The organism is Porphyromonas catoniae ATCC 51270, from assembly GCF_000565015.1.
Classification (GTDB): domain Bacteria; phylum Bacteroidota; class Bacteroidia; order Bacteroidales; family Porphyromonadaceae; genus Porphyromonas; species Porphyromonas catoniae.
Map to the genome: position 1 here is coordinate 116,300 of NZ_JDFF01000012.1, position 25,630 is coordinate 141,929.

General features: G+C 49.5%; 15 protein-coding genes. 14 read left to right on the top strand and 1 reads right to left on the bottom strand.

Going from position 1 to position 25,630, the window contains the following annotated elements:
* Window positions 1–195 precede the first annotated feature (195 nt).
* The 14 genes from HMPREF0636_RS04005 to HMPREF0636_RS04070 all read left to right on the top strand — a co-directional run bounded on the left by HMPREF0636_RS04005 (window position 196) and on the right by HMPREF0636_RS04070 (window position 24,156).
* Window positions 196–4,662 (top strand): translocation/assembly module TamB domain-containing protein, encoded by a 4,467-nt coding sequence (locus tag HMPREF0636_RS04005; protein WP_044168649.1) that lies wholly within the window; start codon window positions 196–198, stop codon window positions 4,660–4,662.
* A 23-nt stretch (window positions 4,663–4,685) separates the two neighbouring features.
* A complete protein-coding gene (locus HMPREF0636_RS04010) occupies window positions 4,686–5,687 on the top strand; it encodes a malate dehydrogenase (protein WP_005467514.1) in 1,002 nt (333 codons plus the stop codon).
* Window positions 5,688–6,449: 762 nt separating this feature from the next.
* Entirely contained in the window at window positions 6,450–7,289 is an 840-nt protein-coding gene (locus tag HMPREF0636_RS04015) for a MotA/TolQ/ExbB proton channel family protein (protein ID WP_044168651.1), read from the top strand.
* 24 nt (window positions 7,290–7,313) lie between these two features.
* Window positions 7,314–7,787 carry a hypothetical protein gene (locus tag HMPREF0636_RS04020; RefSeq protein WP_044168652.1) on the top strand — a complete coding sequence of 158 codons (474 nt, stop codon included), beginning with the start codon at window positions 7,314–7,316 and terminating at the stop codon, window positions 7,785–7,787.
* Window positions 7,788–7,823: 36 nt separating this feature from the next.
* Window positions 7,824–8,435: an ExbD/TolR family protein gene (locus tag HMPREF0636_RS04025; protein ID WP_044168653.1), complete on the top strand. Its 612-nt coding sequence runs from the start codon at window positions 7,824–7,826 to the stop codon at window positions 8,433–8,435.
* Between the two features lie 5 nt (window positions 8,436–8,440).
* Window positions 8,441–8,920 (top strand): ExbD/TolR family protein, encoded by a 480-nt coding sequence (locus tag HMPREF0636_RS04030; protein ID WP_005467525.1) that lies wholly within the window; start codon window positions 8,441–8,443, stop codon window positions 8,918–8,920.
* Window positions 8,921–10,604: 1,684 nt separating this feature from the next.
* Complete coding sequence (locus HMPREF0636_RS04035; protein WP_052328740.1) at window positions 10,605–13,928, top strand: SusC/RagA family TonB-linked outer membrane protein; 3,324 nt, start codon at window positions 10,605–10,607, stop codon at window positions 13,926–13,928.
* 25 nt (window positions 13,929–13,953) lie between these two features.
* Entirely contained in the window at window positions 13,954–15,471 is a 1,518-nt protein-coding gene (locus HMPREF0636_RS04040) for a RagB/SusD family nutrient uptake outer membrane protein (protein ID WP_044168686.1), read from the top strand.
* Window positions 15,472–15,879: 408 nt separating this feature from the next.
* Window positions 15,880–16,749 (top strand): YitT family protein, encoded by an 870-nt coding sequence (locus tag HMPREF0636_RS04045; protein ID WP_005467530.1) that lies wholly within the window; start codon window positions 15,880–15,882, stop codon window positions 16,747–16,749.
* Between the two features lie 23 nt (window positions 16,750–16,772).
* Window positions 16,773–17,441: a peptidylprolyl isomerase gene (locus HMPREF0636_RS04050; RefSeq protein ID WP_052328742.1), complete on the top strand. Its 669-nt coding sequence runs from the start codon at window positions 16,773–16,775 to the stop codon at window positions 17,439–17,441.
* Between the two features lie 735 nt (window positions 17,442–18,176).
* Complete coding sequence (locus HMPREF0636_RS04055; protein WP_248616869.1) at window positions 18,177–19,589, top strand: TolC family protein; 1,413 nt, start codon at window positions 18,177–18,179, stop codon at window positions 19,587–19,589.
* Window positions 19,590–19,624: 35 nt separating this feature from the next.
* A complete protein-coding gene (locus HMPREF0636_RS04060) occupies window positions 19,625–20,668 on the top strand; it encodes an efflux RND transporter periplasmic adaptor subunit (protein ID WP_044168654.1) in 1,044 nt (347 codons plus the stop codon).
* A 9-nt stretch (window positions 20,669–20,677) separates the two neighbouring features.
* A complete protein-coding gene (locus tag HMPREF0636_RS04065) occupies window positions 20,678–23,806 on the top strand; it encodes an efflux RND transporter permease subunit (protein WP_044168655.1) in 3,129 nt (1,042 codons plus the stop codon).
* An 11-nt stretch (window positions 23,807–23,817) separates the two neighbouring features.
* Window positions 23,818–24,156, top strand: a complete 339-nt coding sequence (locus HMPREF0636_RS04070; protein WP_248616870.1) for a PG0541 family transporter-associated protein — start codon at window positions 23,818–23,820, stop codon at window positions 24,154–24,156.
* A gap of 338 nt (window positions 24,157–24,494) precedes the next feature.
* Here HMPREF0636_RS04070 and HMPREF0636_RS04075 read toward each other — a convergent pair whose 3' ends face one another.
* Window positions 24,495–25,382, bottom strand: a complete 888-nt coding sequence (locus HMPREF0636_RS04075; protein WP_044168656.1) for a YicC/YloC family endoribonuclease — start codon at window positions 25,380–25,382, stop codon at window positions 24,495–24,497.
* Window positions 25,383–25,630 lie beyond the last annotated feature (248 nt).

Below are 25,630 nucleotides of genomic sequence, written 5' to 3' on the forward strand. Positions count from 1 at the left end.
AGCCATATCTTGCCTTTATTGGATGCCTTTTGGGGAGGTCTCTTATCCCGTCCTCATTTTTCTCCTAAGGTCAATATCTCCTGCTCTACCTACATTGTCGTATCTTTGTCCACACTTTAGCTGTATGTAAAGCGTTTAGGGTGTGGAGGAAGAGCTGTGGCTCGTGAGTGACAAGAAGAGTATTAAGGACGAAGGATGCGCTATTGGCAGGTAAATAAACATTTCCTGAAGGTTCTTCGGGTGGTGGCATGGATTGCTGCTTCCCTCTTCGTGCTACTCTATCTTGTCCCACTTGCTCTATTTCGTATCCCAGCTATACAAGAGGCTGCAGCTCGTCGAGTGGGTAACTTCCTCACCGAGCTCTTTGATAGTCCCGTGCAGCTCCAGCGTGTACGTCTCACGGGATGGACAGATATTGAGGTGCAGGGGGTGATGGTGCTTGACACAGCTGGGCGAGAGATGCTCAAGGCTGAGCGCCTTGTAGGGGGGATGACCCTCTCTGACTTAATCTATGACCAAGAGGTGCGTATCACCTCGGCACGCCTTTTCTCTGCCTCTCTCTCGCTCATCCGAGATGCGAAGACCGGACGCTTAAATATCCAGCATACCATTGACCACCTCAGCAAGCCAAAGAAGGATGGGGCATCTATGCCCGTAGACATCAATAGCATCATCGTGCGAGACCTTGGTATCACCCTCGAGGAGGGTGGGGGCAAGCGTGTCGTGGTCGATAAGCTCTCTACACGTATCCGTCGCCTACGTTTCTCTGAGGGCTATATAGGGGGGGCTATTGACGAACTGAGTTTCTCTCTTCAATCAGGGTTTCAACTCTCTGCACTAACGGGGCAGGCAGAGCTTCGTAGCCAGCTCCTCACCCTACGTAATATACAAGCTAAGTTTCCCGACAGTAGGCTCTCACTACCTCTACTTACACTTGACCTAAGGGGCAAGGGATTCATGCTCATACGAGAGGCTGAGCTCGCTGATAGTGATCTTGCCCTCTCTGACCTTGCCTTCCTCCATTCCACCCTCAAGGATCGTAAGGAGCATCTAGCACTTCGTGCTCTCTATAGCAGGGCAAAGCCTAACGAAGGCCAAGGGAATATCTCCCTTGAGATCCCAGGACTTTTCACTCTAGAGGAGCATGTCATCGCTCGGTGGAATCCCGAGGGGAAGCTCCAGCGAGCGATGCTAAACACGGAGCAACTCTATCTCCAAGCAAAACTTATAACCCTCCTCAGTCCTCTGCTCCCCGAGTCTACACGACCTTATCTGGAGTATGCTCAGCGGGTCGGCTCTCTCTCCTATCAGGGAGAGTTGGACTACAATGTGTCGGGTGAGGTCAAAAGCTCAGGGATGCTTCGCACCGATCAAGGAAAGTGGAGTTACCAGCTCGGGGTACAGCTCGAGGATAGGAGCCTCAGGCAAGTGGAGGCTGAGCTACAGACCGAAGCCTTTCGCCTCTCTCCATTCCTTGGTGAGACATTACCTCTAGATCAAATCGCTACATCTGTCAGGGTCAAGGCAAAGCGTACCACAGACCAGATGGATGACTGGCAGGTAGAGACGGAGCTAACCAGTCCAGAGTTTACCTACCGAGGCTATACCTATCGTGATCTGAACCTATCGCTCCGAACGCTACAACCTCATCGCCATGAAGTAATACTCAATCTAAAGGATCCCAACGCCACACTAGAGGCAGAAGGGGCTGTGACCTTTGCAAAGGGTGTACTTCGGGATGTAGACCTTTCGCTCAAGACGAATGTACACCCCGAGGCCATTGGCCTCACAGGTCTGCTAGGTAAGTACAGCATTGAGGGATCAGGGACAGCACATATTGACGAGCTAAATGCTGATAGAGGTCATGGACTTATTGCTCTAGAGTCACTGACGCTCGCCTCAGAGAAGCAGAGGCTTTCCCTAAGGGATATACAGCTACAGCTCGTAGGCAGTCCTGAGACTGGACGCCTCATACACCTGTCTTCACCCTATCTGACAGCTCAGCTCAGTGGGCGCTATACCCTTGCCTCACTCCTGCCTGACCTGAAGCAGTCACTCCGTCATTATTTCCCTTCCCTCCTAGTGGGGGATATCTCTCGACCTCGCTTGCTACGTCCAGCCCGATCGTCTTATGAGCTGGAGCTAAATATCCAGCACATCCCTGATGAGTGGGTAGAGGCACTTCATTTACCTGTGCAGATGGATAAGGGAGGGACGCTTCGTGCTACCTATCAAGGGACTACTCATGAGTTGACCCTGTATGCACAATCGCCTTTGTTGCGTTTCAATGGCAATACCTTCCAAGGCCTCTCCTTGAATTTTGCCGATCGCCATCTACAGCTCTCCTCTGATATCCGCCTAGCCAAGGGGGCAGAGATTAAAGGCTTTGGCATCACAAGCCACGTAGAGACAGATAGCGTACATACCCGCATTGATCTGGGACAAGATGCAACGGGTAAGGCCAATGGTCTAATTGATATTGGGACCCACTTCTCTCAAGAGACGAATTATGGAGTGAAGGGTACTTCTCTGAATACCTCCTTTAGCCTCGCACCCTCACGCATCCGTATCAATGGGGAGGATTGGACAATTGCTCCAGCCCAAGTACAGCTACATCAAGGGCAAGTACGTATCCATGGACTAGATCTCTCTAGTACGGAGCGTCGGATTAGCATCGATGGAGCTCTGAGTAACCAACCCAATGAATACCTGAATGTGGCTCTTCGCAAGATCAACCTTCTCTATATCCTGCAGTCGGCTGGTGTTACCTTTGATATTCTCGATACCGAGCTAACGGGCAATGCGAAAGCTAGCTTGCGTAGTGGAGTCATCCAAGCCAGTGCGGAGGTTTCCTCCCCTGCCTTCTATGTCAAGGGTGTGGATGTAGGGGCTCTTCGCGCAGGGCTTACCTTTGATAGTAAGGATGGACGTATTATGCTCCGTGGTCATGTGGCACAGGCTGATGGTGGCACGTCGGATGTAGAGGGCTACATACGACCTGCAGGAGGTGCGGGGATCGACCTTCGGTTTGATGCAACACGACTGAGAGCAGACTTTGTCGGTAAGTTCATGGATACGCTTTTCGACCGAGTAGAGGGGAGAGCCACAGGGAAGATGAGGCTCTTCGGGGTGTTTGAGGATGGCGTGACGGTAGAGGGGAGTGCTGACGTCGAGGATGGTTGTCTCGGGGTACGTCTGTTGGGGACGCGTTACTTCTTCTCCAAGCAACTCACCTTCACCCCAACCTCAATTCAGTTTAACAATATCCCTGCACGTGATGATGAGGGGCATACGGGACTTATCAATGGGGAGATTCGACATCGATACTTTGATGACTTTGAGCTGAACCTAGAGGCTAAGGATCTTGTCCAGATGAAGGTGCTTCAGACGAAGAGTAAGCAGCGGCTGCCTTTTTATGGTACGGCGTATGGTACGGGCTGGGCACGACTCAAGGGGAAGTTACCGCGCATCCTGCTCGAGGTGAATATGCGCAGTGCCGAGGGAACGGATGTTACTTTGGACTTCAACAAAACAGATGTCCGCAAGGAAGATCGTCTGATGGTCTTCAAGCCCCTACGCCCCCAGGCTCTACCTGATAGTCTACTCAATCCCCCTATTGCCCCCATTACAACCGAGGGGGAAACGGAGCTAAGCATGCGGATGGCACTACATGTCACGCCTGAGGCACGCCTCGCACTACGCCTCGGCTCAAGCAATATACCCAATGAGGTGAAGGCTCGCTGTGAGGGTGATTTGACGATTGATATTCCCCATACAGGAGCTGTCACGACCTATGGTGGACTTACCCTACATGAGGGGTCGTACGTGTTTAACTTCGAACAACTCACACGCCGTCGTTTCACTCTACGGGAGGGTGGCACACTTAACTTCCGGGGCGACCCGATGCAGGCCTCTATTGACCTAAAGGCAGTCTACAGCCTTACAGCCAACATCGCCGACCTCGATGCTGGGCTCTCTACGGAGTCTAAGCGTACACACATGCCTGTCAACTGCACGCTACAGCTTAGTGGCATAGTAGCTAAGCCCGACATCACACTTGGTCTAGAGCTCCCAGGGGCAGAGGTAGAGGTGGATCGCCGAGTGCAGTCACTGGTCAATACGCAGGACGAGCGTAATCGTCAGGTGCTGTATCTGATGACCTTGGGCAAGTTCTATACTCCAGAGAATAGGCGAAATACTAAGGGAGTCTCAGAGGGATGGGCGACACTGGCCACCACAACCCTATCAGAGCAATTGACGCATCTGCTAGGGAACTTCTCTCGGGATATCCAGCTGGGGACAAACATCCGTACAAGTAACTCTGCCTTTGAGGACACTGATATTGAGCTGCTCTTCTCTGGGAGCTGGCTCAACGATCGACTGATTATCAACGGGAATGTAGGCTATCATGACAATCCCTTCCTGCAAGGGAAGTACATCGGGGAGTTTGACCTAGAGTATAAGCTCAATCACACGGGGACACTCCGTCTGAAGGCCTATAACCACTACAACAATATGTACCAGTATCTGCGTCAGTCACTGACGACACAGGGGCTTGGCTTTATGTTCCAAAGACGTTTTGATTCATTCTCTGAGCTTGTCAATCCGAAGCGTAAGCAGAGAAAAAAACGTACATTTGCTAGCGATAATTCACAACCATAGTTAATTATACACTTCAACTAATTATGAGCTTCCTCACACAAGACAAGCTAACGATCGTCGGCGCAGCTGGCATGATCGGCTCAAACATGGCACAGACAGCTGCCATGATGTCCCTCACCCCCAATATCTGTCTCTATGACCCCTTCCCCACAGGACTAGAGGGAGTCGCTGAGGAGATCCGTCACTGTGGTTTCGAGGGACTTAATCTTACCTTTACCTCCTGCATCAAGGAGGCACTCACAGGGGCTAAGTATGTGGTTTCCTCGGGTGGTGCACCTCGTAAGGATGGGATGACCCGTGAAGACCTACTCAAGGGGAATGCAGAGATTGCTGCCCAGCTGGGTAAGGACATCAAGACCTATTGCCCTGATGTACGTCACGTAGTGATCATCTTCAATCCCGCTGACATCACAGGGCTCGTAACGCTCATTCACTCTGGGCTTCGTCCCGAGCAAGTCACTACACTTGCTGCCCTTGACTCTACACGCCTACAGAGCGAGCTAGCTAAGCACTTCGGCGTTGCACAGAGTGAGGTCGTCGGTGCTCGTACCTATGGTGGTCATGGCGAGGCTATGGCTGTCTTCTCCAGCGGTGCTACGGTAGCTGGTCAGTCGCTCTCTTCGCTCATCGGTACCGATAAGCTACCAGAGGCAACTTGGGCAGAGATTAAGGAACGTGTGACCAAGGGTGGGGCAAATATCATCAAGCTCCGTGGACGCTCTTCCTTCCAGAGCCCTGCATACGTCTCTATTGAGATGATCCGTGCAGCGATGGGTGGAGCTCCCTTCCGTTGGCCTGCAGGTTGCTATGTGGCTATCCCTGGGCTTGACCATGTGGTCATGGGGATGGAGACCGTGATCGACAAGGATGGTGTACATTACTCCCATGAACTGAAGGGTAGTGAGTCTGAAAAGGCAGCCCTGAAGAAGAGCTACGAACATCTAGTGAAGATGCGCGATGAAGTCATTGCTATGGGGGTAATCCCTGCCGTGGCAGACTGGAAGAGCGTTAATCCTAACCTCTAGACGCTTGTCGTAGGGGCTCTTTGCTCCGAAGGAGGCTACCGCTGGGTGCGAAAACCCTGCGGTAGCCTCTTTTCTTTCCCTATATCCTCGTCCGAGTGAGTCCTTGAAGCCTCGAGATGGGCGAGTGGGGTAGGCCGTGAGGGAACCCCTAGCATGCATTTGCTGTGATACCCATGCAAGGATTTGTGATGGAATGCATGCAAGGGTCTCTTTTTGCCCCTTGCAAGGGCTCTGTTCTCCTGCTATGAGGATCTTTGTCATTGGTGCTGTTTGCTCTTCTCCTTTGCCCATGCAGACCTCCCTTCCACAGCATCTTTAATGTCTCACTGGAGATGTTCGTTTGTGGTGTGCTGGATGTTATGTACCTTTGGTGAGGAGGAAATCCTAGCCCGACATACACAGCCCGTGTAGCAAAAGGAAGTAGCCCCATAAGATGCACTGCGTGGTGGAGCATGATGGGAGGGTACGGAGATGCAAGTGTGTGGACAGCGAGGGTGCAGAATGCTTTGGTATGTAGCTCTGATTTTGTTTTAGAGCGGAAAAGCTGTATTTTTGAAGCCGAAAGAGGTGTGTCTAGCGGTTTCCCTCCCTAGAGACGTAGCCAAGCGGGCCCGTTTCCCCTCTCTCCTTCATCGTAGCGAGTGTGGTCACCTAGCCTCCTAGAGATTCTCCCTGTCGGAGTGAGGTGGCGACTCCCTACATCGAGTAAAGGAATAAGTAAACGAAATAATAAACTTACTAACTCACAAACACTATTCGACAATGAAAAAGTTATTCGCAACGCTCGCTTGCGTAGCTCTTCTCTCTGCCGGCTTCTCTACAGTGGCTATGGCTCAGAATGCAGACAGCACTGCTGCTGCAGCTCAGGTAGATTCTGCCGCAGCCCCCGCGGAGGCTGTCGCTGCTGCTCCTAGTGAAGCAGATGCAACCGCTCCAGCTGAAGCTCAGCAGGTCGAAACGAGCTTCCACCAGTCCCTCAAGACAAAGTTCATCGAAGGGGGTGCTGACTTCATGGCTCTCGTTGCCATCACGCTCGTACTTGGTCTAGCTATCTGTCTAGAACGTATCATCTACCTCAATCTAGCCAACACCAACCCTGATAAGCTCCTCAAGGATATCGAAGATGCCCTCATCAAGGAAGGTAACATCGAGAAGGCAAAGGGTATCGCTCGTGACACACGTGGTCCTATCGCTTCCATCGCTTACCAGGCTCTCCTTCGCGCCGATCAGGGTATCGACATCGCTGAAAAGTCTGTCGTATCCTATGGTGGTGTACAGGGCGGTCTGCTCGAAAAGAACCTCTCATGGATCACCCTCTTCATCGCTATGGCTCCCTCACTCGGGTTCCTTGGTACGGTCGTAGGTATGGTGCTTGCATTCGATAACATCGAGCGCGTAGGTGATATCAGCCCAACGGTCGTAGCAGGTGGTATGAAGGTGGCTCTTATCACGACCATCGGTGGTCTTGTAGTAGCCCTGATCCTTCAGATCTTCTATAACTACATCCTATCCCTAGTAGAAGGTATCCTGAACCGCATGGAGGATGCTTCCATTAGCCTACTTGACCTCATCGTTAAGTACAACGTAAAGAACAACAAGTAATCCTAACTCATAGTAATAAAGACAATGGCTGTAACTAAGATACGCAAGGTATCCAGCTATACTTTATTAGTCCTATCTGCTATTAGCATCCTCATCTTTATCCTCTTCTTCGTGGGAGGATCGGAGCTGGACGCTAAGGGTAACAAGGTCTATGAGTATACGGGTGCCCTCCTATACTGGACGTATGCCCTCTTCCTGGTAGTCATCGTTACAACGATCGGCTTTGCCTGCAAGAACTTCTTCAACTCCTTCCAGACGAACTCTCGTGGCGCACTGCTCTCTGTGGGTGGTCTCGTAGCCTTCCTTGCTCTTCTGGGGATCACCTACGCCATCGGTAGCGGTGAGCCAATCCAGGGGCTGAATGAATCGTCCCAAGCCTACAATACATCGGGTTGGCTCAAGGTCACCGATATGTGGCTCTACTCAATCTATGTTCTCTTTATCCTAACTGTCGGCGCAGCTATTTGGGGTGGTATCTCCAAGGCACTGAAGAGATAAGCTTGTAATCAATAACGAATAAAAGCAGAAAGCACTATGGCCAAAAGAAAGACGCCCGGTATCAACGGGTCATCGTCAGCCGATATCGCTTTTATGTTGCTTATCTTCTTCTTGATTACAACTTCAATGGATACTGATAAGGGGCTGAAGAGGCGTCTGCCTCCTCTTCCTCCAAAGCAACAAGAGCAACAGCAAGTGGAGATCAATGACCGCAACGTCATGCGTCTCCTAGTGAATCGTGCCGATGAGATTGTGATCTCTCGTATGAATGCTGGCGGTGGCGACCAGCTCATCCCTGTGAAGCTGGATCAGCTAAAGGACTACGCTGTTGAATTCATCATGAATCCAGAAGAGAAGCCTTACCTCCCTGAGCTGGAGGTACGTGAAGTCGAGGGTCTCGGCAAGCGTAAGGTTGTTACCTCTGGGTATGCTATCTCCATCAAGAATGAGGTGGAAACGAGCTATCAGATGTATGTCAACGTGCAGAACGAGCTTATTCGCGCCTACAACGAAGTATGGGATCGATTTGCTAAGCAAGCCTTCCAAAAGCCTTTCGAAGATCTGACTCCTTCGCAGAAGAAGTCTGTAGCGGATGCCTATCCGATGCATATCTCCGAGATGCCTTTGTCTAACCTAGCTAAGAAGTAACAGCAATGGGAAAATTCAGTAAATCAGGTGGGCGTGAGATGCCCGAGTTGAATACCTCTTCTCTCCCTGACTTGGTCTTTGCCTTCCTGTTCTTCATCATGATGGTGACCTCCATCCGTGAGGTAACCCCTAAGGTAAGTTTCAGCAACCTTCCTTCGGCTACTGAGCTAACCAAGCTAGAGGAGAAGTCTCTGGTTACCTTCATCTACGTCGGTAAGCCCAATAAGGAGTACCGTGCGATGTATGGGAGTAACTCTGCTATCCAGCTCAACGATCAGGTAACGCAGAATCCTACGGCGGTCTATAGCTACCTCGAGCAAGCTAAGGCCAAGCTAAAGGATGATCGTCGTTCCCTGATGCAGGTCTCGCTGAAGGCAGACAAGGAGACGAAGATGAATATCATCTCTCAGATCAAGGAAGAGCTTCGTCGTGCTAATACGCTTAACCTAAGCTACTCTGCACGTCAAGGCAAAACGAACAATTAGCCTATCGGCTAGCTGTCCACCAGCAAACAGAAATGAAATGCCCTGTGGTAGTCTACTACCGCAGGGCATTTCGTTTCTTTTGGATGCTCTTTTACCTAAGGCCTCTTGCCCTTTCCTTTTGATGTGAAGGACTCGGCTTGTATGAGGTAAAGGGGAAAATATAGTCCAGGTTTAGCTTTGACTTCGTATTGAGAATAGCTCCAATGAATGATAAAGGGAGGGGAAGATATAGCCCAGATTGAGTGATAGGAGTAGCTCTCTCTTCCATGTAATATATCTTGCCTCTGGGGCTAAACCCACTAATATCCGTTACTTCACACATGTATCTGTTCCCTCATGCGGGGTGGCTGCCATCTAGTGTGAAGATTGGGAAGAACAACTTCTAGCTTTGCGGATAGATCTTGGTGCTAGAGGTGATATGGATATAAGTGAAGACCTAAGACCTAATAGCGGTCTCTAGATAGTAAGACCGGTATCATCCCTTATATCTATCTCACGTAGCAGTATAAACACCGAGCTAAGAGAAGCCTACGGTGCTAGCCCTAGGAGTAATATGTGGAGTGGATAGGGGAGTGATAGAATAGAAAAGAAGAGAACCCGACATATCATGAATGGGTAACTTAGGTGGTTTTGTAATCGCTTGATAGTAAGAGGGGTACGATGGGTATGAGAAGAGAGGTCAACGAGTTATGGTAAGTCGTCGTAACGAGTTATGGTAAGTCGTCGTAACGAGTTGTGGTAAGTCGTGTCAAAAAGTTATGGTAAGTCGTCAGGACGAGTTACCATAACTCGCTGTAACGAGTTATGGTAAGTCGTCAGGATAAATCGTTATGTCGTGTGTTTGAAGAGCCTGCTACGAGTTGTGGTAACTCGCTTCAGCGAGTTATGGTAACTCGTTGCAAAGACTTATGGTAAGTCGTCAGGGCGAGTTGTGGTAACTCGCAGAGACGAGTTATGGTAACTCGCTTTGGGGTCATTGGGAGACTGAATGGAGGATGTCGCTAAGGGTTGTCCGTGAGTGTGTTCGTGGTGTAGGTTGGGGTATATACTAGGTTCATTTATCCTGAGGCGGGGGTGAGAGGTGATAACAATAAAGCCTTCGGTGGTTTTATTCGCCTTCTTTTCGCTTAGCTTATACAGATCTTGGGGTACATATTGAGCAAAAAAGACTAAGATTTAAGATTTTGCTAAGTGAAATTGTTAGCCATGCTCCATCGCATAGCTGAAGTTGAAGGTATATCGTACGATAGCGCACATTATTTGCTATACTGACGATACCAATATCCCATGTCTTATTGTCTCTATAAATCAAGTCTGGTTAGCAAAATGAACATATATGCTTATCTGTTTCTGTTAAAAGTTTCTTGATTATTTGTTTTCAAAGAAAAGTTTGCTACTTTTGCTCTCAAGGTCTGGTCATGCTATCTACCATAATCCATTAGGCCCTAGAAAAGCGCCACACTCATAGATCAACTAATCTGGTAGAGCAAAATAGACAGTCGTGGCAAGCGGTCACAGTCGAGTACCTAGCACGAGCCTTGGCAAAATGGACTCCCCCCTCAGCAAAATCCGAAAGCATATCTACCTATATTAACCAGGAGAGGTCCCATACCAAGACACAGGCCCGAGGAGGTGGTTCCTCCTACCCTCACACATCCGTTTCACTCAAACACCAACAAGTCTAATGAACAAGAGATTACTCTTCTTCCTGCTCCTCACCTTTTCGGTCGGGGTAGCATGGGCGCAGAAGAAACCGAATATCGTCACTGGTGTAGTCATTGCCGCTGATGATAAGGAGCCTGTAATAGCTGCAGCCGTGTCGTGCGTGGAGTTCCCTACTCATGGAGCTTTGACCGATGTTAATGGGAAATTCTCTCTTACGCTCCCTGCGGAAGCTAAGAACCTGAAGATTTCCTGTATTGGTTTTGTTACCCAGACCGTCCCTATCACGGGCAAAGAGTTACGCATCGTCCTGCAGAACTCAGAGAAAACGCTGGATAAGGTCGTCGTTGTAGCCTACGGTACTCAGAGCAAAAACTCCTTTACGGGGTCTGCTGCACGTATCGATGTAGGGGCTCTAACGAAGAAGACAAGTTCCAATATTACTTCTGCACTTGAGGGTGCTTCCCCTGGTGTGCAGGTCTTCACCACGAGTGGTCAACCTGGCGCTAGTGCCACGGTGCAAGTGCGTGGTATCGGGTCTGTAAACTCAAGGACTGCACCTCTCTATGTCATTGATGGGATCCCCTATACCTCTCTGCTCAGTAGCTTCAATATGGCTGATGTAGAGACGCTCTCCGTCCTGAAGGATGCTTCTGCAACGGCTCTCTATGGGGCACGTGCTGCTAATGGGGTGGTCTTGATTACCACCAAGCAAGGTAGGTCTGGTCGTATCACGTTTGATGCAGAGGTGAAGCATGGGATTAATGCCCGTTACCTCCCTCAGTATGATGTAATCACATCACCCGAAGAGTATATGGAGATTGCTTACGAGGCAATGAAAAACTCCTACGAACGCTTTGGTCTCAAAGAGCAGTTGGAGGAACTGTACAATAGCCCCAAAGCAAAATTTAAACCTGGCAAAACGATAGCTGATAAACCTACTGGCCCAGGAGACCTGCTCTTCTTCTCAGGTATCCTCAAGGAAGGAGAAGATGAACAAGGGATTGTGCCACGATATAATCTCTGGAAGGCTTCTCCACGAGAACTGATCGATCCTGCTACAGGTAAGTTCAACCGTAATGTGCAGCGTCTCTATACCCCAGAGTCGTGGAGGGATCACATCTTCCGCACAGGGCGTATCACAGAGACCAACGTCCGTGCCTCTGGAGGCTCCGATAAGGTGAACTTCTCTACATCACTTGGGTATCAAGATAACGTCGGGTACTATATCGGATCAGAGTTCAATCGCTTGAACTTGAGAAATAACGTCACAGCTCGTCTCTCTGATGCGTTTAAGGTTACTCTTGGGTTGTCCTATGCTCGCTCGCTCTCCAAGAGCCCAGGGCAAGGATCTAACTCCAATAATGGCTTCCAGTTTGTCAATGAAATCCCTCCAATTTATCCTGTCTACGAGCATGATGAAAAGGGTAAAACGAAAGAAGACCCTAAGATCCCTGGGGGGACCAGCTATGACTACGGTCAATATACAGGGTATAGCCGTGCCTACTCCGGAGGTATTAACCCTGCTGGGGCTGTACGACTAGATAGAGATGAATATCTTCGCAACCTTACTACAGCAAACCTCAATCTGGAGTATCGTTTCCTCAAGGATTTCAAGATAGCAGTGAACTATGGTCTGCAAGCTATGGCTACCAAGCGAGAACAACTACAGAACCCATACTATGGTGATGGTGCGAAAGTAGGTCGTATATACAATACAAATACAAACAGCTTTAGCTGGACTCTTAATGAAATCCTGTCTTGGAATAGAACCTTTGGTAACCATACTTTTGATGCATTCGTGGCTCATGAGGCGTCAAAGGATGAGAGCGATATTCACTATTCGGTTAAGGAGAAGGTTGTCCTAGGAGGGAGAACCACACTCGATGATGGGATTATTCGTGGTGACATCTCTGGTTACCGTGTGGGATATGCCATTGAGAGCTATTTCGGTCAGCTACGCTATGAGTATGACAAGAAGTATCACTTCAGTCTCTCCATTCGTCGCGATGGATCTTCTCGCTTTGCTCCAGAGAACCGCTGGGGGACCTTTGGCTCTGTTGGTGCCGCATGGATCCTAAGCCAAGAGAAGTTCCTCTCCTCAGTCAAGTGGATCAATAATCTAAAGCTCAAAGCGAGCTATGGTATCCTAGGGAACCAAGACCTAGACCTAGATTATACGGCTTCCACTCCGGACTATTATCTCTATAAGGACTTCTATCAAACAGACAACCTAAATGGTAAGCCTTCATTCTCCTTCTACTCTAAGGGGAATAAAGACCTAACCTGGGAACGCTCTGGGACATTCAACACTGGGATTGAGGCACGTCTCTTCGATGCCCTTGAGCTCAACGTGGACTACTTCGTTAAGCGCACGGATAACATGCTTTTCAAGAAGCAGGTCGCTCCCTCCCTCGGTTATGCTTTCTATCCAGAGAGTGAAGGTGTGCTGCAGAACCAAGGGCTCGAAGTTGAGCTGAACTGGGATGCGTACAAGAGCAAGAATTTCTCTGTCAGTGTGCATGCTAATGGTGGATACTATAAGAATAAGATCTCTCGCATGTCCACTGATCCATTTGGTCAGCCTAAGCACTACGAGATACATGGCGCCTTTGCCTACAAGAAGGGTCACTCAGTGCAGGACTACTACATACGTACCTGGAAGGGGGTAAGTGACCAAGGGTTGCCACTCTGGAAGGCTTATACCTACAAGGGGGCTGGTAACAAGGATGTCTATGTCACTGACTATGAGAAGTACATCAGCTCTGGTGGTGACCCCTCTAAGCTTACAGAGACAACGACTTCGGATTACAATGATGCCGTGAGAGAGTTCGTTGGCAAGAGTGCCATCCCAGACTTCATTGGTGGTTTTGGCTTTGATATTCAGATTCAGAACTTCACCGTTTCAACGAACTTCAGCTATGGCCTTGGTGGATGGGGGTATGATGGCGTTTATGCTGACCTCATGGACAGCGGAAGCCAAATTGGTGCACATAACTTCCATAAGGATATTCGCAACTTCTGGAGATCGGATCGTCCAACGAACCTACCTATCCTGACACATGATATAGAGGCGCTGAAATATGCAAACTCTACCTCGACACGCTTCTTGACGAGCCGTTCCTACCTATCGCTAACGAATGCTCGTATTAGTTATAATGTCCCCAAGTCGCTTCTCAAGCGCCTCAGCATCAATGATGCCTCGGTCTATATCAGCGGGGACAATCTCTTCCTGATATCTGCACGTAAGGGTTATGCTGCTATGTCTAGCCAGAGTGGTGGATCGGGTCGTAGCCGCTACCTCCCTGTCTCTACTTTCGTAGCAGGTATCAAACTCAGCTTCTAATGTCTCACTTATGCACTATCATATCATGCGTACAAGTATAAGAAACGGCATCTGCCTGGTCTTCGCACTCGCAGCACTCTCTGCTTGTAAGAAGGACTTCCTAGATCTAGAGCCTACAGAGCTACCTACAGCAGATCAGATTAAGGAGGCTGGGAAGTGGAATCCCGATGTTCCGGAGGGTTTCGTTAATGGGATCCTATCGACCTTCTTCAAATCAATGCAGTCCACTAGAGGTAACCATGCAGACTTTGCACAGAAGGCTTTTGATATTTCATCAGATCTGATGTCTGGGGATATGGAGATGAGCCAAACAAACTATGCATGGTTCCAGAGCCCTGCTCGGCTTGTCTCCTACCAGAAGGATGATATTATGAATTATTCTGTCTGGCGTATTAGCTACCGTACGGTGGCTCTATCCAATAGTTTCTTCCAGTCAGCTGGTGGAGATGAGACTATCCCATCTGGATCAGTACAGAAACAGACTATCTTTAGCTGGGGGCAAGTTAAGACACTGCGAGCTTTGGCCTACCTTAATCTAGCTCACTTCTATGGAGGGGCTTATAGTGATGCTACCAAGAGTAAGCTCACTGTCCCCATCTATAAGGCTTCGGATGATGCAAGTAAGCCCAAGGGATTGTCTACGCTTGAGCAGGTCTATGATCAGATTGTGAAAGACCTGACACAGGGGATTGAGGCAATGGAGAGCTCTGGGCTAAAACGTTCTGATAAGCAGTATGTGGATCAGACCGTAGCACGAGGTGCGTTAGCCCGTGCCTATATGGATCTAGGTAATTGGGAAGAAGCATATAACGTGGCCAATAAGGTAATCACAGAGAAGGCCTCTATCTATAAACTGATCCCTGCCTCAGAACTAATAACTAACGGGTTTAATAACTATAAGACACCTGAATTTATCTGGGCTGTTGACATAACCAAGGATAATACAGGTGGACTTGCTTCCTTCTGGGGGCATATGGATGTTTACACCTATAGCTATGCTTTGGTTGGAGCCCATAAGGCTATTAACCAGTACCTCGCAGAGGAAATCCCAGACACAGACCTACGTAAGGGGTGGTTCCATACTGCATTTGGATTGCCAGTGGGTAAGTTCTTCTCTGCGATGGGGAATACGCATGGATTAGGCTATGACCGTACATGGCTTAGTGACATTGTCTTCATGCGTATGGCTGAGATATACCTCATCGCTTCCGAGGCAGCAGCTCGTAAGGGGGATGATCCAACAGCAAAGACCCTACTACTTAAACTGTTGAAGGAGCGTACTGAGGCAGCCAAGTACAGCGAGGTGGAAACTGAGATTAATGGGCTCAACCATGATGACCTTATTGAAAAGCTCCTCTATAACTGGCGTGTAGAGATGTGGGGAGAAGGCTTCTCTCTGGTAGTGATGAGGCGCTTTAAGAACGAGGTTAAGCGTTCTCCTCGTAACAGCTTCCTCCAAGGAGCAACAATTAAGTGGGATGATGCTCGTCTTATCTACGAAATCCCACAGCAAGAGTCTACTAACAACCAGCTCATCAAGTAAGAGTATTCTCTCACTTTTTCGTCAGAGTAACCCCTCCATCCCCTGTGGTTGGAGGGGTTACTCATTTATCCTAAAATCCCCCTCTCTCTAGATGAAATGTGAGGCATTATGGAGGCTTTCCTATAATGACCTCTGCTATGCTGGTAACTAGCTTAATGTCTAGGTTGATGCTCTTGCTCCAATATTGCTTGATGATGTAGGGAGCTTTATCACGGGCCATCAAGTTCTCACTATGTAGTTACGATGTGGTTGCTAGGTTTGCTGATTTGAGTGTAGGCTTTATCTGCCCGTTCTAGCGTGGGGTGTTAAGAGGCTCGTAACCTTAAAGGTCTTGTTACTACGCACTTTGGGTAATAGCTCTTATCTTTGTGGCATGGTACATTCATACTGCTAGATAGAAACATATACATGGAGTCCTTTAAGTTCGATAGACAGCTCGTCATCGACGGAGCATTAATTCTCTTTGGCTCGTTCTTGTTAGCTACGGGCTATAGTCTTTTCCTTGCCCCGGCACATATCAGTCCTGGGGGAGTGTATGGGCTAGCCTTGGTGATACGCGAGCTTCTCAAGCAGATCTTCCATATGGAGGTTGGGCTGGGGACAATTGCCCTTTTCTTCAATGTGCCCCTCTTCCTGTTGGCAATGCATGGACTGGGGAAGGTCGCGGCGGTGAAGACCATTGTGACGTTCATTTTGGTAGCGCTTTTCTCAGATCTCATTGATACGTGGTTTGCGGGAAAGCCTCTGGTGGAGGATGCTATTCTCTGCAGCTTCTATGGTGGAGCTATCCTAGGAGTGAGTGTGTGGATGATCTTCCGTGCACAGAGTACGTGTGCCGGGACAGATACTTTGGCTCGAGTGCTCTCCCGTACGTTTAATACCAAGGTCAGTACGCTCATCATGTTCATTGACTCCATCGTTGTGCTTCTGGGGCTTTGGGTTTTTGAGGATTGGCGTGTGCCTCTCTACTCTTGGATTGCTATTTTCATCTACAGCAAGGTTGTTGAGGCACTTCAGCCACAGAACCCCCATAAGTCTGTCTTCATCATCTCTGATAAGACTGAGGAGCTACGTGATGCACTCATTGGACGTATGGGGGTACGAGGGACATTCCTACATGGTAGGGGTATGTACACGAGGGCTGAGCGTGAGATCCTTTTCATCATCATAGAGCGTAAGAACATCCAGCCGTTGAAGAAGATTGTCCTCGAGCTAGATCCTCGAGCATTCATTACCACGGCAGATGTGTCAAATGATACCATGCCCATCCTACTTTAGTGCTAACCAAAATCAGATATAAGATGAAACGAAAGCTGTTTTACCTATTCCTTATTCTTCTTCCTTCTCTTGGTTTGTGGGCTCAGGAGCGACCGCAAGTCCTTGTCGAGACGAGTAAGGGAAGGTTTATTATAGAGCTCTTTAATGAGACGCCGATACACCGTGATAATTTCCTCAAGCTGGTTGATAGTGGGGCATATGAGGGTGTGCAGTTTCACCGTGTAATCAAGGACTTCATGGTACAGGCTGGGCATCTCAAGACGCGTGGACTCTCTCGCGAGCTAGAGCTACCTGAGGACTCTACGGAGGCAACGCTACCTGCGGAGCTACATCCTGAGCTCTTCGTGCATGTACGTGGTGCTTTGGCAGCGGCACGCCAGCCTGATGACGTAAATCCCGAGATGCGTTCGTCGTATAGTCAGTTCTATATCGTCACGGGTAAGTACTATACCGACTATGACCTGAAGGAGCAAGAAACAGGACGTAGCTGGACATACACCGATGCGCAGCGTAAGAGCTATATGTTTGAGGGAGGAGCCGCACACCTCGATGGCACCTATACCGTATTTGGACGCTTGCTCGATGGCTGGGGAACGATTGATAAGATCCAGCGAGTAGAGACAGATGATAACAATCGTCCTCTAAAGAATGTCATAATCAAATCCATGCGTCGCTACACTCCTAAGAAGTAGTATTCCCCAAATAACAATCTAGAAGTAAGCCTCACTACACCCATTGTTCCTATATCGGAGGAAACGATGGGTGTAGTGAGGCTTTTTGTTGCCTCGTGGAGGTGGGTAATAGAATGGGTAGGATTAAATGCTCGGTATCCTCTATTTTACTCCCTCCATATCAGAGGAGACGTGTCTTCGGTATAGGCTTCCTGTCTTTTGGGGATGAACTTATAGCGAGTTCATATTGAGCGAGATACAAGGGGAATAAAATGGGGGGTGACGAGTTGCCATAAGTCGCTCAAACGAGTTATGGTAACTCGTCTAAATGAGTTATGGTAAGTCGTCGAAGAGAGTTACTATAACTCGTTTGAGCGACTTATAGTGACTCTTTGTTGCCCTCCCGTATGCCCTTTGTCTAGGGGCGTTTGTAACTGTGGCAGGGGAAATGCCAAAGAGAAAATGAGTGATTGCCTCTTATATACTGAGCTCACAGGCTTAGAGGGGTTTATCTGCAGTCCATAGATAAAGGATGGATTGTTCCTAAATACAACATCTTCTGTGTATGAAAATGTGTTGTAGGTTGTGTGTTTGACGTATCTTTGCAATCAAGAAGGATAAGCCTCTTTTCTTCCGGTTTTCTCGCCTATAATGGTGCTCTGAAGGGTTCGTGAAGTGCGTTAAATCGTGGTTTCAGTGAGGCAGTATCCATATCACATGATCAGTACATTATATCTAGATGGAATAATGAGCAAAATGAATTGGAATAAAATGCTCCGCTATGCACTCCTTTGGGGCTTCATTGGTGCAATGGCTTCTCAGCCGAAGCTGGTTGCCCAGTCGGAGGTCAAGGTCGGCGAGGGTGCTACATCCCAGCCCCTAAGGCTTTCAATTGATGATGCCGTGCGCCTTGCCCTCGAGCATAGTGCACAGGTGAAGACATCTCGACTAGCAGTGGATCAAGCACGCTATGAGCAAAAGAAGACCATCGGAGGGTTGTATCCTAATGTCAGCCTTTCGGGTTCATATACCTACGTGCTCAAGAAGCAAAAGGTCTACTTCGGGGGAGATAATCCCTCCTCTCCTATGGCAGGGATGTTTCCCTCGGATGGGATCGAGATGGGAGAGAAGCATGCTCTACAGGGGGGGATTGTGGCAGGGATGCCTATCATTGCCCCACAGCTTTGGGCGAGTCTAGAGCTAGACAAACAGGCTGTAGCTCTAGCAGAGGAGAAGGCTCGTAGCTCTAAGATTGCTCTTGAGGCTGAGGTACGTAAGGCTTACATGGGTATCCTTCTCGCACGGGAGTCTGAGCGTGTCCTACAAAGCAACTACAACAATGCCAAGACGAACTACGATCAGATCGTAGCCAAGTGGCAGCAGGGTGTTGTAGCTGAGTACGATAAGATTCGTATGGATGCTCAAGTGAAGAATATACTGCCCAACCTCGTGCAAGCACGTGAAGCCATACGTCTCTCTGAGGCTAAGCTCAAGGTACTGCTTGCTCTAGACCCTTCGGTGCCTATTGAGGTGGCTGAGCAACTTGGCGATTACCAGCAGCGTGTGATGGGGGCAATCCCAGAGCGGATGGGCTCCATATCACTAGAGGAGAATAGTCAGCTACGTACCCTAGACCTTCAGGGAAAGCAGCTTGATGCAGCACTGCGTGTCAAGAAGATGGCCTTCATGCCTACGCTTTCGTTGAGCTTCAACTATATGTACAACTTCTCCTCGGATAAATTCAAGCTGGATAACTCCAAGCGTTGGTCTCCATATTCCTCGATCGCGCTCTCTTTAAATGTCCCACTCTTTAGTGGCTTCTCACGGCATAATGATGTTCGTGCCACCCGTAGCCAGATACAGCAACTGAGCCTGCAACGCATAGATGCCGAGCGTCAACTTCACCTCAGTGCGATGAATAGCCTCAGTGCACAGACGAATGCCATCGAGCAGTTTGTTGCTGCCAAGGAGGCTGTCGCTAGTGCAGAGAAAGGCTACGAGATTGCCCAGGTGCGCTACCGAACAGGAGAGGGAACCATCCTCGAGCTTAATGATGCTGATATGGCACTCCTACAGGCTCGTCTGAACTACAGCCAAGCGATCTACAACTATATGGTGGCCGTTTACTCCCTTGATGAGCTAAAGGGTATATCCTATAGTGCTAAGTAATGAAGTAGCAATAACGAAGAATAAAATATACAGAGATGACAAACAATAAAAAGCGCCTTTTGCTCTCGCTCTCGACGCTGATGCTCTTCGCAGCTACTGGCTGCTCTTCTTCGAGCAAAAGCAGTGAGGCAAGCGAGACAGTGAAGGACAGTATTCGCACTGTGGAGGTTGCCCTAGTTGAAGCACAGCCTCTACAACTTGTAGAGGAGTTTACAGCCCAGCTAGAGGCGAAGGTGACGAATAACATTACAGCCCAGGCAGGTGGACGTCTGAAGCAGCTCCTTGTCAAGGTCGGTGATCGTGTCGGGCAGGGACAGGTGATTGCTCGTATGGAGGGCACACAGGCTAGCCAAGCGCAAATCCAGCTAACCGATGCAAAGACAAACTTTGATCGTATGGATGAGCTATACAAGGTCGGAGGTGTATCAAAAGCCCAGTGGGATAATGCCAAGAGTGCACTCGAGCAGGCTCGCCTATCCTACAATAATGTAGCAGAGAACACCATCCTTCGTAGCCCCATCAGCGGCGTAGTCACGGCCAAGAACTATGACAACGGTGATATGACTTCGCCTCAGCTCCCCGTGGTCGTTATTCAGCAGATTGCCCCAGTAAAGGCTATGGTGAACGTATCAGAGAAGTACTATTCGCTACTGAAGGAGCGCACGCCTGTGACCTTGCGTGTAGATGCTTTGGAGGGGAAGGAGTTCTCTGGGGTGATCTCCAATGTCTATCCTACCCTAGACCCAGCGACACATACTATTGCTACGGAGATTGAGGTGCCTAATCGTGATGCCTCGCTTCGCCCAGGTATGTATGCTCGTGTACATATTGACTTCGGTTCAAAGGAAGCTCTCACTGTACAGGATAAAGCAGTCGTGCGTCAGGTCGGTAGTGGTGAACGCTATGTCTACGTATATCGTGATGGCAAGGCTGTCTATCAGGTCGTGGAGCTGGGGGATCAGCAGGGCGACCGCTACGAAGTGCTTAAAGGACTAAAGGCTGGAGACCAAGTAATCATCTCCGCTCCTAGCACAATTAAGAATGGTCAGGCTGTACAGCTACAGAAAACGACAAAGTAAGCCCTCCTCATGAGTATTTACGAAACATCCGTCCGTAAGCCGATCACCACGGCACTTATCTACGTGGCAATCGCTGTGTTGGGACTCTTCTCCCTATCACGGCTGGCCATTGAGCTGATGCCTAAGACAGATACGACGAATGTCATGATTATCACCTCGTACCCAGGTGCGAGTGCTGAGGACATCGAGACAAACCTCTCGAAGACCCTCGAGAACACGCTTAATGGGATCGATAAGCTCAAGCACATCACGTCCAAAAGCCGTGAGAATGTCTCTATTATTACGATGGAGTTCCGTGCAGGTACACCTATTGATGAGGCTACGAATGACATTCGTGACAAGCTCGATGCTATATCAGACAACCTACCTGATGGAGCAAAGAAGCCTGTCATCTTCAAGTTCGACAACAGCTCTATTCCTGTGGCAATCCTCTCAGTTGAGTCTGAGGAGAGCAATAAGGGACTTTACAAAATCCTAGAGGATAAGGTTAGTAATCCTTTGGCCCGAGTTGATGGTGTCGGGGCAATTACTATTGCTGGTGCACAGAAGCGTGTTGTGCAGGTCTACTGTGACCCTGCTAAGCTAGAGGCCTACCACTTAACACTCGGACAGATCTCTCAGCTTATTGCTGCTGAGAACACGAACGTCCCAGCTGGACAGATTGACTTAGGTTCTCGTACAAGTTCTATCCGCATTCAGGGTGAGTTCACCGATCCCAAGCAGCTAGAGAATATTGTTGTAGCGAGCATTGCGGGCAAGGATATCTATCTACGTGATGTAGCTCAAGTCAAGGATACTGTCGCAGAGCGCCAGCAGGAGAACTATGTGAATGGTAAGAGTGGGGCAATCATCATTGTTAATAAGCAGGATGGATCCAACTCCGTGCAGATTGCTGAGGAGATACGTCGCCTGCTCCCAGGTATCCAGTCTTCCCTCCCTTCGGATGTGAAGGTGGGCTACCTCATTGATACCTCTAACTTCATCGTTAGCACGGTAAGTAACCTCAAGGAGACAATCTTCATCACCTTCTTCATCGTGATGCTTGTTGTGTTTGTCTTCCTTGGTCGCTGGAAGGCTACATTTATTATTGTCCTAACGATTCCAATTTCGCTTGTAGCCTCCTTCATCTACCTGCTTGTCTCGGGGAATACGTTGAATATTATCTCCCTCAGTTCGCTCTCTATCGCTATTGGTATGGTTGTGGATGATGCGATCGTGGTGCTTGAGAATATTACGACCCATATTGAGCGAGGGAGCTATCCGAAGCAGGCAGCTGTACATGCGACCAATGAGGTTGGTATCTCCGTCATAGCCTCTACGCTGACGATGCTTGCCGTGTTCCTTCCTTTGACGATGATGCCTGGTGAGGCCGGTATTATGTTCCGTCAGCTAGGTTGGAGTATCAGTATTGTGATGATTGTATCCACTACTGCGGCTCTTTCGCTGACCCCGATGCTTTGCTCGCAGCTTCTCAAGCGAGATATGAATCGAGGAAAGCTGATGGAGCGTTTCATGGCACCCATTGAGCGTTTCCTCGGACGTTTGGATATGCTCTATGCTCGTATCTTGGGCTGGACGGTGCGTCACCGCCGTAGTACGATCTTGATTGCTATGGGGATCTTCGTTGCGAGCCTCTTTGGGTTGAACTTCATCAAAACCTCCTACATGCCCCAGCAGGATATTGGGTTCATGGAGGTAACCATTGAGCTTCCTATTGGGACACGTATCGAGGAGACCAAAGCTCTAGGTCTGGAGATCGAGGCACGTATACGTAAGGAGATACCCTCTATCGAGACAATCTCGATGAGTGTTGGGCAGGCTTCAGATGGTGATGCTTGGGCATCAGTCCGAGATAATGGTACCAACGTCATCACTATGTACGTAGGGCAGTACAAACGCTCCGAGCGTACACAGACACAGGATGAGGCTGCCGACCGTGTGCGTAGGATCATAGCCGAGTACCCCTCTATATCCTCCTACAAGGTACAGACAGGGGGTGGTCAGGAGCAAGGGGGGAATGGTGTATCCCTTGAGATCTACGGGCAGGACTTTACGGAGGCTGATACCTATGCACGCCTCTTCCATCAGGAGTTAGAGAAGAAGCCCTCTGCCTCTGGTATCACTATTAGCCGTAAGGACTACGTACCCGAGGTGCGCTTTGCTTTCGATCGACAGAAGCTTGCAGAGAACGGTCTGAACCTGGCCACTGCTGCCTCCTACCTACGCAATGCTATAAATGGGTCTGTCGCCTCTCACTTCCGTGAGGATGGGAACGAGTATGACATCCGCGTGAGCTTTGCCCCTGATACTCGCCAGTCCCTACAGGATGTGCAGAATATGGTTGTCTATACCCCTCAGGGTAAGGCTGTGCGCCTCTCTGAGCTGGGGCGTGTAGAGGAGGCCTTCACACCTCCGACGATCGAGCGCAAGGACCGCACACGTGTTGTCACGGTTTCTGTTACTCCTCGCCCCGGGCATCAGTTGAGTGACCTAGTGGCTGATGTACAGCAGACGATCAAGGATCATCCCCTCACCTCGGGACTATCCTATAAGATCACAGGTGCCTACGAGAGTCAGCAGGAGACCTTCGGTGATTTGACGGCTCTGATGCTCCTGATTATCATGCTTGTCTTCATCGTGATGGCTGCACAGTTCGAAAGCCTTGTTGATCCATTTGTCATCATGTTCTCCGTGCCGTTTGCCTTCACTGGGGTATTCATTGGGCTACTCGTCACGCAGGTGCCTCTGGATACGATGAGCTTCATCGGGATGATCATGTTGATTGGTATTGTGGTGAAGAATGGTATTGTGCTTATTGACTATATCCGTCTCTGCCGTGAGCGTGGCATGGGAGTGGCACTAGCTGTTACGACCTCAGGTAAGTCCCGTCTACGTCCCGTGCTGATGACGACGCTGACAACCGTACTCGGTATGGTGCCTATGGCATTAGGCATCGGTGAAGGATCAGAGATGTGGCAAGCTATGGGGATTACAGTAGCATGGGGGCTATCCTTCTCCACGCTCATCACACTTGTCCTCATCCCTACGCTCTATGCAGCACTGGAGGCTCGTCGTATGGTACGTGAGCGTCGTCGTATCGAGAAGAAGCTCACTCGTAAGCTGGCCACCGCTCGCTAACTGCTAAACGAATGATTATTATGAATGAGAATAAGTCCTTCGCTCCGAGTGAGCCATTGAAGACCGTCTTCATAGCGTATAATCAGGCCTATCACGATCTGATCCTACGCATCCTCGATAAGCAGAACCTTCGGGGCTATACCACGTGGGAGCAAGTCCAGGGGCATGGCACAGTTACAGGTGTTCCTCACCTAGGGAGCCATGCCTGGCCCACGATGAACTCTTCCATGCTCGTCGTGATACCTGCGACGAAGGTGAGAGGATTCCTCTCCGCCCTGCGCGAGTTGGATGAGGCTACTCCAGAGCAAGGTCTACGGGCCTTTGTCTGGTCAGTCGAGGAGACGATTTAGTAAGGGGAGGGGAAACTCCTCTCAGCGTAAAGAGAAAAGCCACCGAGATGCTGATTAAGTCAGTATCTCGGTGGCCTTTTTGTGGATTCTTGAGGATGTCTAGGAGGATTGCCCATACCCCAGGCTCCTATGTGATCTGCATCCTGTGTAGCCTCTTGGGGGAGTTTGTGGTCTCAGACAGATGTCTTCCCCTCCAGTGTTTTGTAGGCTAAGTTGCCCGAAGAGATACCTAAAGTCCTACGGCTCTCTAGGGAAGGGTGGCGTGGACTTAGCAGGTACAAGAAGGGCTTTAGTAAGGGTGATTGCTCTTCTGCCCCTCGTTGAGGGGGTGTGTAGGCTTATAGGATGTTGAGTACCTGCTCCTTAATTTGCTCCAGCTCATCCTTCATTTGGACGACGAGCTGTTGCATGGCAGCGTGATTGCTCTTAGAGCCCATGGTGTTGATCTCACGACCTATTTCCTGTGCGATGAAGCCTAGGGTCTTGCCCTGCCCGACGTTGGGCTGGTCGAGTATCTCGAGGAAGTAAGAGAGGTGATGTGCTAGGCGAGACTTCTCTTCGTTGATGTCGAGCTTTTCGATATAGAAGATCATTTCTTGCTCTAGGCGTGCACTGTCATAGCCACCTGCGGGGGCGATTTTAGCAAGGCCTTCCTCAAGTCGCTGGCGAATGGCAGTGATTCTCTCGCTCTCGGGGTAGGCAATTTGCTCTAGGAGGTAGGCAATCTTGCGTATACGTGTGGCACAGACTTCGTAGAGCATCCGTCCCTCCTGCTCACGGAAGGCTTGGAGAGCATCCACAGCCTCAAGTGTGGCAGAGCGTAGGGCATCCCATTCAGCCTTGCTTATCTCTGTACTGGTGGTACCCTCACTGTCCATTACCCCTGGCAGGCGAAGTAGTGCTACGAGATCAATCGGAGCTGTCTCGCCTAGCTCTCTGCTGATGGCTGTGAGCTGGTGTACGTAGCCGAGGAGGGCCTCTCTATTGATTGGTTTGGCATTTCCCTCTAGGGCATCATCCTCCATGGTAATGCTCAGCTCAATCTTCCCTCGCTGGAGGCGATCGGTGATGAGCGTTCGTAGCTCCAGCTCAGCATCTCGATAGGAGGAGGCGATGCGTGCAGAGAGGTCTGCTTGCTTGCTGTTGAGGGACTTGATGGTCACGGTGATGGTACGGGTCTCGAAGCGTGCCGTAGCCTTACCGAAGCCGGTCATTGAATGTATCATATCGCTATTTGGAAATGTCTCGGCGCAAACTTACGAAATATCTAGGAAAGCCTCTCTGTCTCGCTCCTCCCAAGCCCTCCTTTGCTCTTTTTCCTACATGCTACTTAGATTAGCTGTGGGAGATGAATGGCTGTAAATGGATTTTGTACTACAAGGTGGTAGATGGGGGGGGGGGGGTGGATTTTGTACTACAAGGTGGTAGATGGGGGGGGGGGAGGTTGTGTAATTTGTTTATTTATAGTGTGATA

What these genes read in the sequence shown, in the direction of transcription:
- HMPREF0636_RS04005 (WP_044168649.1), top strand. Translation starts at nt 196, where the DNA reads ATGCGCTATTGGCAGGTAAATAAACATTTCCTGAAGGTTCTTCGGGTG.
- HMPREF0636_RS04010 (WP_005467514.1), top strand. Translation starts at nt 4,686, where the DNA reads ATGAGCTTCCTCACACAAGACAAGCTAACGATCGTCGGCGCAGCTGGC.
- HMPREF0636_RS04015 (WP_044168651.1), top strand. Translation starts at nt 6,450, where the DNA reads ATGAAAAAGTTATTCGCAACGCTCGCTTGCGTAGCTCTTCTCTCTGCC.
- HMPREF0636_RS04020 (WP_044168652.1), top strand. Translation starts at nt 7,314, where the DNA reads ATGGCTGTAACTAAGATACGCAAGGTATCCAGCTATACTTTATTAGTC.
- HMPREF0636_RS04025 (WP_044168653.1), top strand. Translation starts at nt 7,824, where the DNA reads ATGGCCAAAAGAAAGACGCCCGGTATCAACGGGTCATCGTCAGCCGAT.
- HMPREF0636_RS04030 (WP_005467525.1), top strand. Translation starts at nt 8,441, where the DNA reads ATGGGAAAATTCAGTAAATCAGGTGGGCGTGAGATGCCCGAGTTGAAT.
- HMPREF0636_RS04035 (WP_052328740.1), top strand. Translation starts at nt 10,605, where the DNA reads ATGAACAAGAGATTACTCTTCTTCCTGCTCCTCACCTTTTCGGTCGGG.
- HMPREF0636_RS04040 (WP_044168686.1), top strand. Translation starts at nt 13,954, where the DNA reads ATGCGTACAAGTATAAGAAACGGCATCTGCCTGGTCTTCGCACTCGCA.
- HMPREF0636_RS04045 (WP_005467530.1), top strand. Translation starts at nt 15,880, where the DNA reads ATGGAGTCCTTTAAGTTCGATAGACAGCTCGTCATCGACGGAGCATTA.
- HMPREF0636_RS04050 (WP_052328742.1), top strand. Translation starts at nt 16,773, where the DNA reads ATGAAACGAAAGCTGTTTTACCTATTCCTTATTCTTCTTCCTTCTCTT.
- HMPREF0636_RS04055 (WP_248616869.1), top strand. Translation starts at nt 18,177, where the DNA reads ATGAATTGGAATAAAATGCTCCGCTATGCACTCCTTTGGGGCTTCATT.
- HMPREF0636_RS04060 (WP_044168654.1), top strand. Translation starts at nt 19,625, where the DNA reads ATGACAAACAATAAAAAGCGCCTTTTGCTCTCGCTCTCGACGCTGATG.
- HMPREF0636_RS04065 (WP_044168655.1), top strand. Translation starts at nt 20,678, where the DNA reads ATGAGTATTTACGAAACATCCGTCCGTAAGCCGATCACCACGGCACTT.
- HMPREF0636_RS04070 (WP_248616870.1), top strand. Translation starts at nt 23,818, where the DNA reads ATGATTATTATGAATGAGAATAAGTCCTTCGCTCCGAGTGAGCCATTG.
- HMPREF0636_RS04075 (WP_044168656.1), bottom strand. Translation starts at nt 25,382, where the DNA reads ATGATACATTCAATGACCGGCTTCGGTAAGGCTACGGCACGCTTCGAG.